The sequence below is a fragment of the Arthrobacter sp. 05L44 genome, from assembly GCF_056397605.1.
Window position 1 is genome coordinate 267,195 of record NZ_JBFTNS010000003.1, and the last position, 13,244, is coordinate 280,438.

A 13,244-nucleotide genomic window follows, 5' to 3' on the forward strand; every position below is an offset into this window, starting at 1 on the left:
CGAAAGGCACAGCCGTGATCTTCATTGTCGTCAAATTCAAGGTCAAGCCCGACTGGTCCGAGCGCTGGCTCGGCCTCGTGGACGACTTCACCCAGGCCACCCGGCAGGAGCCCGGCAACCTGTGGTTCGACTGGTCCCGCAGCGTGGAGGACCCGAACGAATTCGTCCTGGTGGAGGCCTTCAAGGACGACGCCGCCGGCGACCACGTCAACAGCGCCCACTTCAAGCAGGCCATGGCCGACATGCCGCAGGCGCTGCAGGAAACGCCCCGGATCATCAGCCGGCAGTTCGACGGCGAGGGCTGGGACCGGATGGGCGAACTCACCATCTAACGTCGATCGACTGCTCCGTAACTGCCCTTTTGAGGGGTCAAAAGGGCAGTTACGCCGCCCACGCCGGCCTGGTTCCCTGGCCGAGCTTGCGAGGCGAGAGGGTCGGTGGGGAGCAATGGATAGGCTGGCGGCATGTGGATCGGATGGATTGAATTCGACATCCTGCTGGGCGACGTCCACAGCCTCAAAGAGAAGCGCGCCGTCGTCCGTCCGCTCCTGGCTGAGCTCAAGCGCCGTTTTGATGTTTCCGTGGCCGAGGTCGGCGACCACGACCAGTACCGGCGCACGCAGCTCGGCGCCGGCCTGGTCTCGGCTGACCGGGCGCACGCGGTCGAGGTGCTGGCCGCCGTCGAACGCTTCGTCGCCGCCCGGCCCGAGCTCGACCTGCTTAGTGCCCGGCAGCGTGAACTCCGCAGTGACGACTAAGCCCCCGTCGAGTGCTCCGTAACGGCCGTTTTGACGGGTCAAAAGGGCCGTTACGGAGCAACCGATGGTGGTGAGGCGGTGGCTAGCCGAAGTACTTCGGCAGGGTCGCCTCGTGGGCCTCGCGGAGGGCGTCCAGACCCAGGGTGTCGACGCCGTTGATCTGCAGCTCGCGGCTCTCGGCATCCACGACGCCGATCCGGACGTGCGCGAACCCGCGGGCGGTGCACATGTCCTTGAACCGGATCTCCTCCGACCGCGGGACCGCGACAACAGCGCGGGCCTGCGACTCGGAGAACAGCGCGGTGAAGAGGTCCACGCCGTCGCGGTCCATCACGTCCTGGAGGGAGATGCGGGCGCCGACGCCGTAGCGCAACGAGGACTCCACGAGGGCCGCCGCGAGGCCGCCTTCGGAGAGGTCGTGGGCGGAGTCCACCATGCCGTCGCGGGAAGCGTTGATCAGGATTTCCCCGAGTTCACGCTCCGCGGCGAGGTCCACCTTGGGCGGCAGTCCGCCGAGGTGTCCGCGCAGGTTGGACCACTCGGAGCCGTCCAGTTCCGCCGCCGTCGTGCCCAACAGGTAGATCGCCTGGCCGTCCTCGCGCCAGCCCGAGGGGGTGCGGCGCTCGACGTCGTCCAGCTTGCCCAGCACCGCAACCACGGGGGAGGGGTGGATCGGGACGGTGCCGGTCTGGTTGTAGAGGGAGACGTTGCCGCCGGTGACCGGGATGCCCAGCTCCATGCAGGCGTCGGAGAGGCCGCGGATGGCCTCGGCCAGCTGCCACATAACGTCCGGGTCCTCGGGCGAACCGAAGTTCAGGCAGTCGCTGACCGCCATCGGAATGGCGCCAGCGGTGGCCACGTTGCGGTACGCCTCGGCCAGGGCCAGCTGCGCGCCGTGGTACGGATCGAGGTAGGTGTAGCGGCCGTTGGCATCGGTGGCCAGGGCGACGCCGAGGCCGGTCTCCTCATCCACGCGGACCACACCGGCGTCGTCCGGGAACGACATGGCGGTGTTGCCGCCGACGTACCGGTCGTACTGGTTGGTGATCCAGGACTTGGAGCACATGTTGGGGGAGGCCACGAGTTCGGTGACCGCCGCGGCCAGCTCAGCCGGTGCTGCCGGCCGGCCGGAGTCCTGGACGGAGCCGCTGAACGAATCCTTCTGGACGGAGTCTTGCCAGTCGGGGCGGGCGAACGGGCGGTCGTACACCGGGCCGTCGTGGGCCACGGTGCGCGGATCGACGTCGACGATCACTTCGCCGTCCCAGGTGATGATGAGGCGGCCGGTGTCGGTCACCTCGCCCAGCCAGGAGTACTCCACAGCCCACTTGTCCATGACCGCCTCGAACGCGGCAATGTTCTCCGGGGTGACAACGGCCATCATGCGTTCCTGCGACTCGGACATCAGGATCTCGCCCGGGGTCAGCGTGGGGTCGCGGAGCAGGACTGAGGTCAACTCCACCTCCATGCCGCCGTCGCCGTTGGAGGCGAGCTCGGACGTCGCGCAGGAGATGCCCGCCGCGCCGAGGTCCTGGATGCCCTCCACGAGGGAACCCTTGAACAGCTCGAGGCAGCACTCGATGAGCACCTTCTCGGCGAACGGGTCACCCACCTGCACGGCGGGCCGCTTGGAGGGTTTGGTGTCGTCGAAGGACTCCGAGGCCAGCACCGACGCGCCGCCGATCCCGTCGCCGCCCGTGCGGGCACCGAACAGGACGACCTTGTTGCCCTTGCCGGAGGCGTTGGCGAGGCGGATGTCCTCGTGCCGCATGACGCCGACGGCGAGGGCGTTGACCAGCGGGTTGCCCTGGTAGACGGAGTCAAAGACCATTTCGCCGCCGATGTTCGGCAGGCCCAGGGAGTTGCCGTAGCCGCCGATGCCGGCCACGGCGCCGTGCATGACGCGGGCGGTGTCGGGGTGGTCGATCGCACCGAAACGCAGCGGATCCATTACGGCCACGGGACGGGCGCCCATGGAGATGATGTCGCGGACGATGCCGCCGATGCCGGTCGCCGCGCCCTGGTAGGGCTCGACGAACGACGGCGAGTTGTGCGACTCGATTTTGAAGGTCACGGCCCAGCCGTCGCCGAGGTTGGTCACACCGGCGTTTTCGCCGATGCCCACGAGCATGTCCTTTTTCATCTCCTCGGTCACCTTTTCGCCGAACTGGCGCAGGTGGTTTTTGGAGGACTTGTAGGAGCAGTGCTCGCTCCACATCACGGAGTACATGGCGAGCTCGGCGCCGGTTGGGCGGCGGCCCAGGACCTTGACCACCTCGTCGAACTCGTTCTGCTTCAGGCCAAGCTCGGCCCAGGGCAGTTCGGTGTCCGGTGTCCGGGCGGCGTGCTCCACGGTGTCGATGTTGAACTTCTTGGTGTTCTCCGCGGGGGCCATTGCGGGTGTCTCCGTCATTTGTTGTCTCCCACGATCTTGTTCAGGACAGAGGTGAAGAAGCCGAGTCCCTCGGTGCCGGTGCCGGTTTCCGGGCCGAACCCGGTTTCGACGGCGTGCTCGGGGTGCGGCATGAGCCCGACTACGTTCCCGGCGGCGTTGGAGATGCCGGCGATGTCGCGGCGGGAGCCGTTCGGGTTCCAGCCGACGTAGCGGAACACCACGCGGCCCTCGGCCTCAAGCGCGTCCAGGGTCTTCTCGTCGGCGATGTACTGGCCGTCCTGGTTTTTCAGCGGGACCGTAATTTCCTGGCCCGGCGCGTAGTCGCGGGTCCAGTCGGTGGTGTTGTTCTCGACCCGCAGCACCTGGTCACGGCAGAGGAACTTCAGGTGGTCGTTCTTGATCATCGAGCCGGGCAGCAGGTGCGACTCGGTGAGGATCTGGAAGCCGTTGCAGATACCGAGGACCGGCAGCTTGGCGTCAGAGTTGGCGGCGTCAATGACCTTGGCCATCAGCGGCGCGAACCGGGAGATGGCCCCGGCGCGAAGGTAGTCGCCGTAGGAGAATCCGCCGGGAATCACGACGGCGTCGACGTCGCCGAGGGTGGTGTCGGCGTGCCACAGCGCCACCGGGGTGGCGCCGGCCAGGCGCACGGCCCGGGCGGCGTCGCGGTCATCGAGGGTGCCGGGGAAGGTCACGACGCCGATCTTCGCGCCGGCGAGCTTGCGAACATCAGAGCCGTGGGCTGCTATGGCGACAGCCTCACCGATCAGGGGAAGTTCAGTCATCTCAGGCCTCGACGACCTCGACGTTGACGACGTCCTCGATGACCGGGTTGGAGAGGAGCGTCTCCGCGGCGTTCCGGGCCTGGGCGAGGATCTCCTCGGTCACCTCGCCGTCGACGGTCAGTTCAAAGCGCTTGCCCTGGCGGACAGCGCTGAAAGCGGTGAAGCCCAGGCGCGGCAGGGCGCCAACAATGGCCTTCCCCTGCGGGTCCAGAATCTCGGGCTTGGGCATGACGTCGACAACGATCCGGGGCATCCGGCAACTCCTGTGCGTGAGCTTGGGTAAGGGCGCAGCGGAGTGGTGCCGTCTCACGCCGATCCGACGTGGTGGGGACAACGTGGTACGGGCGCTCCGCGAGCTTGCACGCCCATTCTACCGGGCGCACCGCGTGCGGGCGCATTCGTGACCGGCAGGCCCCCGGCCCCGGCGGCTATGGTCTCCGGAGGTTGCGCTCAGTAGGATGTGCGCATGGCTGAGAAATCCAAGTCCGTGCTCCTTCCCGTTATGGCCGCCGCCGTCTTCGCGGGCCTCGGCCGGATGGTGCTGCAGAAGATCAAGGCCGACCGCGCGGCCCGGGGCAGCAACGTGGCCGGGCCCCTGGATGAGAAGACCAAGGCGTGGATCAGCGAGGTGGTCCGGACGCCCCGGCGGTAGCCCGCCCGGCCGCCTTCCGGGCGGCCGCCCGTAGCAGAGATCACCCGTAAAAAGCCGGGGCGGCCCCGCCGTCCCGGCTTTTCGCGCCCTCGGGGAGGCGCCGGTTGTCGTGCGGCATGACAAATTCTTAATGCACTGTTGTGTTCTATGTCATATTGGGCTCTCAGTCTGTACTGTATGAATCGGCTGGTGTCCGCCGGGGTCGAGAGTCAACTCCTGTTCCCGTTACCCGTACCAGACCGTCGTACCCGGCCATGGCGCCGGGATCGTTCCTTCTGAAAGGTTCAAATCACTCGTGAAATCACCAGGAAAGAGCTTCCTTCGAAGCGGGGGACTCCGGAGGGTCGCGGCACTGACCCTGGGCTTGCCGGTTCTCCTTTCAACAGTTGCCATTGCGCCCGCCACCGCGGCGCCGGCGCAAGGTTCCACCATCGCAGGGATCGCGCAGAAGAATCTCGACCCCGCCAGCTACCGCGACGGCCGCTACATCGTGGTCCTCGCCGAAAAGCCGGCAGCTACGTACGACGGCGGCACGCCCGGACTGGCGGCCACTAAGCCGCAGGCGGGCAAGAAGCTGGACACCAAGAAGCCCGCGGTCCGGCAGTACGAGGCCCACCTGGAGAAGAAGCAGGCCGAGGTCGCTGGCCAGCAGAACGTCTCGATGAAGCGGCAGTTCACCTCGGCGGTCAACGGCTTCAGCGCCAACCTGACCTCCGACCAGGCCATCAAGCTCGCGAAGAGCCCGGACGTCCTGGTGGTTGCGCCGGACACGGAAAACGCCCCGGACTACTCCAGCACCGACTTCCTTAAGCTCAGCGGCGCGAACGGCACCTGGAACACCAAGTTCGGCGGCCAGAGCGCAGCCGGCAAGGGCGTCGTCGTCGGTGTTATCGACACCGGCTACACCCCGGGCAGTGCCTTCTTCGCCGGCGACCAGGTCAAGCCGCTCGTCGGCGACCCCGTGGTCGGCGTCCCCTACCGGACCGATGACGGCAAGATCGCCATGCTCAAGTCCGACGGCGATACCTTCGTCGGCGAGTGCCAGAAGGGCGTCGGAACCGGCGCGGACTTCGACGGCTCCGCCTGCAACTCCAAGGTGCTCTCCGCGCACTACTTCGCCGATGACTTCCTGAACTACGTCACGCCGGAGAACAGGTCACCGCTCGAGAAGATCTCCCCGGTCGACGTCGCCAGCCACGGCACGCACACGGCCAGCACGGCCGCCGGTAACGCCAACGTCGAGACGTTCGTTGACGGCCGCAGCTTCGGCCTGACCAGCGGCATGGCCCCTGCCGCCAAGCTCTCCATCTACAAGGTCTGCTGGGAAGACACCAACCCGAACACCGGCGGTTGCTACTCCTCGGCATCCGTGGCGGCCATCGACCAGGCCATCCAGGACGGCGTTGACGTCCTGAACTACTCGATCTCCGGCTCGACGACCACCACCACCGACCCGGTGTCCATGGCCTTCCTGTCCGCCGCATCCGCCGGCATTTTCGTTGCTGCATCGGCCGGCAACTCCGGTCCGACCGCCAGCACCGTCAACCACGGCGCCCCGTGGCTGACGACGGTTGCCGCCAGCAGCTTCTCCCAGGAACTGCAGGGCACCATCGAGTTCGCCGACGGCGCCAAGTACCGCGGCGCCAGCATCATGAACCGGGAAGTGAAGGGGGCCGGCGTCGTGCTGGCTGCCAACGCTGCCGCGACTGCCGGGGACGCCAACGCGGCTCTTTGCGGTCCGGACACCCTGGATCCGGCGAAGGTCTCCGGCAAGGTTGTTGTGTGTGACCGCGGTGTCTTTGACCGTGTTGCCAAGAGTGCAGAGGTCAAGCGCGGCGGCGGCGTCGGCATGATCCTGGTGAACCTGAGCAACTCCTCCCTCGACACGGACAAGCACGCCGTCCCGACCGTGCACGTGAACCCGCCCGCTACCGAGGCCATCAAGGCCAAGGTGACGGCCAACCCGGCCATCACCGTGTCCCTGGTCAACAAGGACACCACCGGCCTGCCGCTGGAAGCCCAGCCGCAGATCGCCGGCTTCTCCTCCCGCGGCCCGCTCCTGGCCACCGGATCCGACCTGCTCAAGCCCGACGTTGCCGCTCCCGGTGTTGCCGTGCTGGCAGGCGTCTCCCCGATCGGCACCGGCGGTGACAACTTCGGCTTCATGTCCGGAACCTCCATGGCTTCCCCGCACGTTGCCGGTTTCGGCGCGCTGATCCTGGGCAAGAACCCGAAGTGGTCCCCGGCCATGGTGAAGTCCGCAATGATGACCACCGCCAGCGACGTTATGCTCGCCGACGGCCGGAAGGACATGGACGTCTTCGCTACCGGCGCCGGCCAGGTCGATCCGGCCCGTGTGCTGGATCCGGGCCTGGTATACGACGCCAACGAAGAGGATTACCTGAAGTTCATCCAGGGCACCGGTACGGATCTCGGCATGCCGGGCCTCGGCACCACCAAGCCCCGTGACATGAACGTTCCTTCCTTCGCGCTGGGCAACCTCACCGGCAAGATCGAGGTCACCCGCACGCTGACCGCCCTGACTCCGGGAACCTACCGGGTCAAGGTCGACGTTCCCGGTGTGAAGGTCACCGTCACGCCGTCCATCCTGACGTTCGGCTCGGCCGGCACGAAGAAGACCTTCAAGGTCTCCTTCGAGAACCAGAGTGCCGCCCTCGGCAAGTTCGCCATGGGCACGCTCACCTGGCAGGGTGCCAACAAGAACGTTGCCTCCCCGGTTGCGGTCCGCCCGCAGGCGGTTGTGGCCAACAGCGACGTCGCCTTCACCGGCGGCGCGACCGGCTCCGGTGCGATCAACGTGGTCTCGGGCAGCAACAGCGCGATCAACATGACCCTTGACGGGCTCTCCAAGGCCGACTCCACCGCAACCGAGCTGGTGCCGGGCGATGCCATCCTGGGCGCGAACGATGCGTCCAACTTCGGCAAGTCCGTCCAGGTTCCGGCCGGCAGTCCGCTGGCCAAGTTCTCGGTCCTGTCCTCGGATCCGAACGCGGACTTCGACATGTACGTGGTGAACCCGGCGAACCAGCTGATCCAGGTTGCGACGTCGTCGGCCAGTGAGTCCCTGTCCATCCCCAACCCGGCCGCGGGAACGTACCGGATCTTCGTGAACCTCTACGCCAGCCCGAACGGCCAGGCAACGAAGGCCAGCGTGGATGCGGCCGTCCTGGGCGCCAACGTGGGCAACGCTACGCTGACGCCCAACCCGCTGCGCCTCCCCAACGGAAAGTCCGGCCAGGTCATGCTGAACTGGAAGGGCCTGGCAGTTGGCTCCTACATCGGCCGCGTGACGTTCGCCGGCGCCAGCGATCCGACGTTTGTCAGCGTGCTGGTAACCGCGGACGGCGCCGTGGTTGTTCCGCCGACGTCCGAGGACCAGGACAGCAATGACCTTCCGGGCGACAACGGCGACCAGGGCAACCACAACGGCAAGGACAAGAAGGACAAGAAGGAAAAGGGCAAGAAGGTGAAGAAGGAGAAGGGCAAGATCCAGAACGCGGATCTGCTGCAGGCTCCGAACAACGCCATCTAGCCAAATAAGTACCTAGTAGCAGCGATGGCCGGCGGTTCACACCGCCGGCCATCGCTGTTTAAGGTGACGGTCAAATGGCCCCGGTTGATCCCGCGGTGCCGCCGAGGAGCGGCGCCATCATGCGCCAGCGGCCGATTTCGCAGCCGTCGGTCCGGCTGAAGGTCGCGTGGACCTCGCGGCCAAGATAGCGCCCGGTCACTTGAGCCACCTGGGGGCCGCCGTATTGCTGGGTGCACATTTTGGGCGGCCCCGGCTGGGGAAAGAAGATCTCCTCGCCGTGCGCCCGCAGGGCTGCCAGGGCCGCAGCGGGATCCGGGAGGGACGACTCCACGGTGCCTCCGCCGCCGTCGGCCATCAGTCGGAAGCTGTATTCCGGCCCGCCGGGGGCTTCCGTCAGGGTGATGGTGAGGTCGACGTCGTGCCTGCTGTCGGGTCCGGTCTGATCGGTCATGGGCGTCCTTCCTGGGGTGCGGGCAGCGGGGCCGCCTCCGATGCGGCCGTGAGCAGCGGGGCCAGTTCGGCAAGAAGCCGCCGGCGAAGCTCCTGGGAGGCGTCGGCAAAGGTCCGTTGGTGCTCGACGTATTCAGCCTTGCCCTCCGGGACTTCGATGCGGATAGGCGGGTAGCCCCACTCGCTCAGATCATAGGGTGAGGCCTGCATGTCCATGGCGCGGATCCGCCACGAGAGCTCGAAGCAATCCATCACCAGCTCGCTGGGCAGCGCCGGTGCCAGTTTGTAGGCCCATTTGTACAGGTCCATGTTCGCGTGCAGGCAGCCGGGCTGCTCGAGGGTCCGCTGGTTCTCGCGGCTCGGTGCCAGGGTGTTCAGCGGGACCGCGTCCGGGGTATAGAAGCGGAACGCGTCAAAATGCGAGCAGCGGATGCGGTTCTCTTCGACCACCCGGTCCGTCTGCTCCGACCCCAGCCGCAGCTGCAGGTACTCGTGCCGCAGCTCGAACTTGTCCTGCCGGTAGACCATCGCCCACTCGTGCAGCCCGAAACAGCCGAACTGGGCGGGCCTCGCGGAGGTGCCCGCGAGGATGATGCCGGCGAACTGCAGGGCGTCGCGGCGTTCGCTGAGGAACCGGCCGACGTCGGCCGTCACCGCGGCCGTCCCCGGGGCCAGCCCGGCGGCTGCCAGCTCGCCGTCGTCGGGAGCGCGGTAGTACTTCCAGTCAGCGCGCTGCCTGGCGGCCGGCCCGGAGAGCACGACGCCGGCGCCCGGGTGCCAGCGCATCAGCTGTCCGGGCTTTTGCGTGTAGTAGGTGAAGAGGAAGTCCTCCACCGGGTGTTTCCGTCCGGCGGAGCGCCGGGCCAGGTAGGGCTCGGCGTAGGTCCGGACGCGCTGGTGGTGGGCTGCTTCCCGCTCCAGCCACTGGTCCTGCGGAAGGTGCAGCAGTTTAGACAGCCCCTCCGGTTGACCCGAGGATCTCCTTGGCGGCATTCCAGGCCGCGATCTCGCAGCCGTCCTTGCGGCTGAAGTTCGATTCGACGGCTTTGCCGTCAACTGAACCCGTCACCGTGGCCTGCTCCGGGCCGCCGTACTGCTGGGTGCAGGCCCGGTCTGTGGGCCGGGGGGCGGTGTTCAGGAGCGCCGCGTTCTTCTTCAGCGCCGCACAGGCCGCGGCGGCGGTGGGGTGCTTGCTCTCGGCGGCGGGGACGCCGTCCTGGCAGACCAGGGTGTAATTGACGGCATTGGCGTTTGCGGAGGCCTTGATCATGATGGCCAGCTCGGCATTGCCCTGGCCGGGACCGGCGGAGGGTGCTTCGGCCGACGGGGACGGCGCGGGGACGGTGGTCTCCGTATCGGCCGAGGGTGTGCTGCCGGGGGACGTGGCGGAGGCGGAGGCGGAGGCCGTGCCGGTGGATGACGGGCTCGGCGCGGGTCCGCCGCCGGGGGAGCAGGCGGCCAGGGCGAGGGCGGTCATCACAACGAGCGCTGTAGGAATCAGGTTCTTGCGCATTGGCTCTTCTCCTCGGTCTCAGCCCCATTCTAGCGCCGGAGCGTGGGCCGGCATCCGGGCCGGAAGTACCCTTAGCCCCCGCTCGGGGCCCCGGCAGACTGGGTGGCCGCGATGAGCCGCATCATGGCTGCGTGCAGTTCCCCGACCTGCTCCCGGTCCAGACCCAGCCGGGCCATCATGGTCCCGGGGACCGCCGTGGCCTGCTGCCGGAGCGCTGCGCCGCGGGGGGTCAGGCGGACGGCGAGGCTGCGTTCGTCGCCCTCGGCCCGCTGCCTGGTGAGGTAGCCCGCAGCTTCCAGCCGGCGCAGCAGCGGTGAGATCGTGGCGGGTTCCTGCGCGAGGGCGTCACTGATGTCCCGGACTGAGCGCGGGCTGGATTCCCAGAGGCAGAGCATTACCAAGTACTGGGGATGAGTGAGGCCCAGCTTGTCGAGCACCGGCTTATAAGCGCCCACCACACTGCGGGAGGCAACCGTCAGGGCAAAGCAGAGCTGGTGTTCCAGCAGCAGGTCTTCGTCTTCGGGTGTGGCGGTGGCGACGGTGATGGTGTCGTCGGTCATGCAGGCCTCCTTCAAATGGTTAGTGCACTAATCATTAGCGTACACTGGATGGAACATCCGGTTCGAGGAAGTAGGTAGCGATGGCCAAGGAAAACCGTGCCGAGCGTTTCATGCGGGCAACGGGCAAACTGCGGGCAATTTTCGGTCCCGCCAGTCGAACCTCGCTCGGCCACGAAATGACGGAGCAGAACCGGCTGCTGCTGGCCCAGCGCGAGGCCGAAACCCAGCAGTGGGAAACCGTCCACCGGCCCGACGGCAGCACCTACGTGGTGCCCCGCAACCCGGGCGACAAGTCCTTGCGCTGAGGCCGCACCGGGGCCGGCCACCTGAGCCCGCGCCGGAGCTGGCCTGCGCGGCCGACTGCGCGCGGTTTGCCGCCGCCACCCACGCTGCCATTTGCCGCCGTCGGGCGTAAAATAGGGGCACTGGCGCCGCCCGCGCCACCTTTGTTCCGGAAGGCCTGTCAGCAGGAATTGGCCTGACAGCAGGAAAGGGGGTGGGAAATATGGCACGTGCACTGAGGATGGCTGCACTGAGCCGGCACCTGCACCCTTCGTCCTGGGCGCGGTTCCTGTTTGGCCCCGCCTCGCGGGGGGACTACACCGCACCGATCGTGCACCGGCACGACGACTTCGAGCACGCCTCCGAAACGGACCTCGCGGGTTTTGAGGTCGAGACCGATACGCAGGGGCACCACTACGCCGTCCGCAGGGAGGACCTCCCCAAGGAGCAGGTCTGAGCCGTTGCGGGGCGAAGATACAAGAAGGGAACGGCGTTCGCCGCTCCCTTCTTGTATTGGCTCCGATGCTTTACGGCCCGGCCGGCTGCGAGTGCTAGCGGCCGGTGCCGCCGTAAACGGTGGCCTCGTCGTCGCTGTCCAGGTCGAAGGCCTTGTGGATGGCGCGCACGGCGTCGTCCAGCAGGTCGGCGTGGGTCACCACCGAGATCCGGATCTCCGACGTCGAAATCATGTTGATATTGATCCCGGCTTCGGACAGTGCCGCGAAGAACCGTGCCGAGACGCCGGGGTGGGAACGCATGCCGGCGCCGATGAGGGACAGCTTGCCGATCTTCTCGTTGTATTCGATGTTCTCGAAGCCGATCTCGGCCTGCGCGGCGCGGAGCGCGGCGAGGGCATCGGCGCCCTCGACGATCGGCAGCGTGAAGGAGATGTCCGTCCGGCCGGTGCCGTGGGTGGAGACGTTCTGGACGATCATGTCGATGTTGGAGTGCGCGTCTGCGATGACCTGGAAGATCGCCGCAGCCTTGCCGGGGATATCCGGAACACCCACCACCGTGACCTTGGCTTCGGAACGGTCGTGCGCAACACCGGAGATGATTGGCTGCTCCAAGGCAACTCCCTCTTGAATCGTGATCTTGTCATCGGCGCTGGGCAGGACCCAGGTGCCTTCGTGCTGGCTGAATGAGGAGCGGACGTGCAGCGGTACACCGAAGCGGCGCGCGTATTCCACGCAGCGCAGGTGCAGGATCTTGGCGCCGGACGCCGCCAGTTCCAGCATTTCCTCGCTGGAGATGCTGTCCACTTTCCGGGCCGTCGGAACCACCCGAGGATCGGCGGTGTAGATCCCGTCCACATCGGTGAAGATCTCACACACATCGGCGCTGAGGGCCGCCGCGAGGGCCACCGCTGTCGTGTCCGAACCGCCCCGGCCCAGGGTGGTGATCTCGTTCGTGGTGCGGCTCATGCCCTGGAATCCGGCCACAATGGCGATGTGCCCCTTGTCCAGGGCCGTGCGGATCCGGTGCGGGTCGACGTCGATGATCCGGGCCTTGCCGTGAATGCCGTCGGTGATCATGCCGGCCTGGGAACCGGTGAACGACTGTGCGGAGGCGCCATACTTGTTGATCGCCATCGCGAGCAGGGCCATGGAAATGCGCTCCCCGGCCGAGAGGAGCATGTCCATTTCGCGGGCGGGCGCCGAGTCGGTCACCTGGCCGGCCAGGTCGAGCAGTTCGTCGGTGGTGTCGCCCATCGCGGAAACCACGACGACGACCTCGTCACCGGCGTTGTGGGCGTCCACCACCCGGCGGGCGACCCGCTTGATGCCTTCCGCGTCCGCGACCGAGGAGCCGCCGAACTTCTTCACAACGAGATGCTTGGTGACGGCAGGAACCGCGGGCAGCTCCTGCGGCTGCGGTCCGGGGTGGACTTCGGTAGTGGGCAAACTCATGCGCGCACCCTCACTGGATCATCGGGGTCTGGGCGAAGCACCACTCCGCGCGGCCAAACGGCGCGACGGCAACTTCTCAGCCCAAGTTTATCGCCGCTCGCGTCCGGGCGTGGAATTGTGACCGAAACCGCACCCGCCCCCGACGGACATGCCCATCGTTGGGTGGCGGGAGTGGGCATGTGCATCGGACCGACGGACATGCCCATCGTTCAGCGTGAGGAGTGGATATGCGCATCGGACCGATGGACATGCTCATCGTTCAGCGTGAGGAGTGGATATGCGCATCGGACCGACGGACATGCCCATCCTTGAGCGTCAGGAGTGGACATATCGCCATTATGTCCATTCCTGATCCGTGCTGATGGGCATGTCCAACCGCGTCCCGG

General features: G+C 67.0%; 14 protein-coding genes. 6 read left to right on the plus strand and 8 right to left on the minus strand.

The window, feature by feature from the left end:
• Positions 1 to 14 precede the first annotated feature (14 nt).
• Together AC1DHY_RS10030 and AC1DHY_RS10035 are read left to right on the plus strand one after the other, a co-directional pair.
• Positions 15 to 332 (plus strand): putative quinol monooxygenase, encoded by a 318-nt coding sequence (locus AC1DHY_RS10030; RefSeq protein WP_476879776.1) that lies wholly within the window; start codon positions 15 to 17, stop codon positions 330 to 332.
• Positions 333 to 464: 132 nt separating this feature from the next.
• On the plus strand, positions 465 to 758 hold the full coding sequence (locus AC1DHY_RS10035) for a DUF503 domain-containing protein (protein ID WP_476879777.1): 294 nt from the start codon (positions 465 to 467) through the stop codon (positions 756 to 758).
• An 82-nt stretch (positions 759 to 840) separates the two neighbouring features.
• On the opposite strand, the gene purL is transcribed toward AC1DHY_RS10035, so the two are convergent.
• From purL to purS, 3 genes are read right to left on the minus strand one after another with little or no spacing between them, the layout of a single operon-like run.
• A complete protein-coding gene (gene purL / locus AC1DHY_RS10040; RefSeq protein ID WP_476879778.1) occupies positions 841 to 3,171 on the minus strand; it encodes a phosphoribosylformylglycinamidine synthase subunit PurL in 2,331 nt (776 codons plus the stop codon).
• Positions 3,168 to 3,938: a phosphoribosylformylglycinamidine synthase subunit PurQ gene (gene purQ, locus AC1DHY_RS10045; protein ID WP_476879779.1), complete on the minus strand. Its 771-nt coding sequence runs from the start codon at positions 3,936 to 3,938 to the stop codon at positions 3,168 to 3,170. Before purQ ends, purL begins: the two co-directional genes overlap by 4 nt.
• Before the next feature lies 1 nt (position 3,939).
• Positions 3,940 to 4,191 carry a phosphoribosylformylglycinamidine synthase subunit PurS gene (purS, locus tag AC1DHY_RS10050; protein WP_056427643.1) on the minus strand — a complete coding sequence of 84 codons (252 nt, stop codon included), beginning with the start codon at positions 4,189 to 4,191 and terminating at the stop codon, positions 3,940 to 3,942.
• 213 nt (positions 4,192 to 4,404) lie between these two features.
• Here purS and AC1DHY_RS10055 point away from each other — a divergent pair, with 213 nt between their 5' ends.
• On the plus strand, positions 4,405 to 4,590 hold the full coding sequence (locus AC1DHY_RS10055) for a hypothetical protein (RefSeq protein WP_476879780.1): 186 nt from the start codon (positions 4,405 to 4,407) through the stop codon (positions 4,588 to 4,590).
• A gap of 295 nt (positions 4,591 to 4,885) precedes the next feature.
• A complete protein-coding gene (locus AC1DHY_RS10060) occupies positions 4,886 to 8,143 on the plus strand; it encodes a S8 family peptidase (RefSeq protein WP_476879781.1) in 3,258 nt (1,085 codons plus the stop codon).
• A gap of 70 nt (positions 8,144 to 8,213) precedes the next feature.
• Here the strand turns inward: AC1DHY_RS10060 and AC1DHY_RS10065 are convergent, their stop codons facing one another.
• From AC1DHY_RS10065 to AC1DHY_RS10080, 4 genes are all read right to left on the minus strand, one after another.
• The gene (locus tag AC1DHY_RS10065; protein ID WP_476903553.1) at positions 8,214 to 8,594 is read right to left on the minus strand and encodes a serine protease inhibitor; all 381 of its coding nucleotides are present in this window, start codon (positions 8,592 to 8,594) and stop codon (positions 8,214 to 8,216) included.
• Positions 8,591 to 9,586, minus strand: coding sequence for a 3-methyladenine DNA glycosylase (locus AC1DHY_RS10070; RefSeq protein WP_476880539.1), 996 nt, complete (start codon positions 9,584 to 9,586; stop codon positions 8,591 to 8,593). The genes AC1DHY_RS10065 and AC1DHY_RS10070 overlap by 4 nt, the downstream gene beginning before the upstream one ends.
• Positions 9,543 to 10,106, minus strand: coding sequence for an SSI family serine proteinase inhibitor (locus tag AC1DHY_RS10075; protein WP_476880540.1), 564 nt, complete (start codon positions 10,104 to 10,106; stop codon positions 9,543 to 9,545). The genes AC1DHY_RS10070 and AC1DHY_RS10075 overlap by 44 nt, the downstream gene beginning before the upstream one ends.
• Positions 10,107 to 10,177: 71 nt before the next feature.
• Positions 10,178 to 10,666 carry a MarR family winged helix-turn-helix transcriptional regulator gene (locus tag AC1DHY_RS10080; protein ID WP_476880541.1) on the minus strand — a complete coding sequence of 163 codons (489 nt, stop codon included), beginning with the start codon at positions 10,664 to 10,666 and terminating at the stop codon, positions 10,178 to 10,180.
• Between the two features lie 80 nt (positions 10,667 to 10,746).
• Here AC1DHY_RS10080 and AC1DHY_RS10085 point away from each other — a divergent pair, with 80 nt between their 5' ends.
• Positions 10,747 to 10,971: a hypothetical protein gene (locus AC1DHY_RS10085; RefSeq protein ID WP_476880542.1), complete on the plus strand. Its 225-nt coding sequence runs from the start codon at positions 10,747 to 10,749 to the stop codon at positions 10,969 to 10,971.
• Between the two features lie 218 nt (positions 10,972 to 11,189).
• A complete protein-coding gene (locus AC1DHY_RS10090) occupies positions 11,190 to 11,405 on the plus strand; it encodes a hypothetical protein (RefSeq protein ID WP_476903569.1) in 216 nt (71 codons plus the stop codon).
• Between the two features lie 94 nt (positions 11,406 to 11,499).
• Here the strand turns inward: AC1DHY_RS10090 and AC1DHY_RS10095 are convergent, their stop codons facing one another.
• Positions 11,500 to 12,858, minus strand: a complete 1,359-nt coding sequence (locus AC1DHY_RS10095) for an aspartate kinase (RefSeq protein WP_476903554.1) — start codon at positions 12,856 to 12,858, stop codon at positions 11,500 to 11,502.
• Positions 12,859 to 13,244 lie beyond the last annotated feature (386 nt).

Bases quoted from the DNA above. Each gene is read 5' to 3' on its own strand.
- AC1DHY_RS10035 (WP_476879777.1), top strand. From the start codon at position 465: ATGTGGATCGGATGGATTGAATTCGACATCCTGCTGGGCGACGTCCAC.
- purL (WP_476879778.1), bottom strand. From the start codon at position 3,171: ATGACGGAGACACCCGCAATGGCCCCCGCGGAGAACACCAAGAAGTTC.
- purQ (WP_476879779.1), bottom strand. From the start codon at position 3,938: ATGACTGAACTTCCCCTGATCGGTGAGGCTGTCGCCATAGCAGCCCAC.
- purS (WP_056427643.1), bottom strand. From the start codon at position 4,191: ATGCCCCGGATCGTTGTCGACGTCATGCCCAAGCCCGAGATTCTGGAC.
- AC1DHY_RS10055 (WP_476879780.1), top strand. From the start codon at position 4,405: ATGGCTGAGAAATCCAAGTCCGTGCTCCTTCCCGTTATGGCCGCCGCC.
- AC1DHY_RS10065 (WP_476903553.1), bottom strand. From the start codon at position 8,594: ATGACCGATCAGACCGGACCCGACAGCAGGCACGACGTCGACCTCACC.
- AC1DHY_RS10070 (WP_476880539.1), bottom strand. From the start codon at position 9,586: ATGCCGCCAAGGAGATCCTCGGGTCAACCGGAGGGGCTGTCTAAACTG.
- AC1DHY_RS10075 (WP_476880540.1), bottom strand. From the start codon at position 10,106: ATGCGCAAGAACCTGATTCCTACAGCGCTCGTTGTGATGACCGCCCTC.
- AC1DHY_RS10080 (WP_476880541.1), bottom strand. From the start codon at position 10,666: ATGACCGACGACACCATCACCGTCGCCACCGCCACACCCGAAGACGAA.
- AC1DHY_RS10085 (WP_476880542.1), top strand. From the start codon at position 10,747: ATGGCCAAGGAAAACCGTGCCGAGCGTTTCATGCGGGCAACGGGCAAA.
- AC1DHY_RS10090 (WP_476903569.1), top strand. From the start codon at position 11,190: ATGGCTGCACTGAGCCGGCACCTGCACCCTTCGTCCTGGGCGCGGTTC.
- AC1DHY_RS10095 (WP_476903554.1), bottom strand. From the start codon at position 12,858: ATGAGTTTGCCCACTACCGAAGTCCACCCCGGACCGCAGCCGCAGGAG.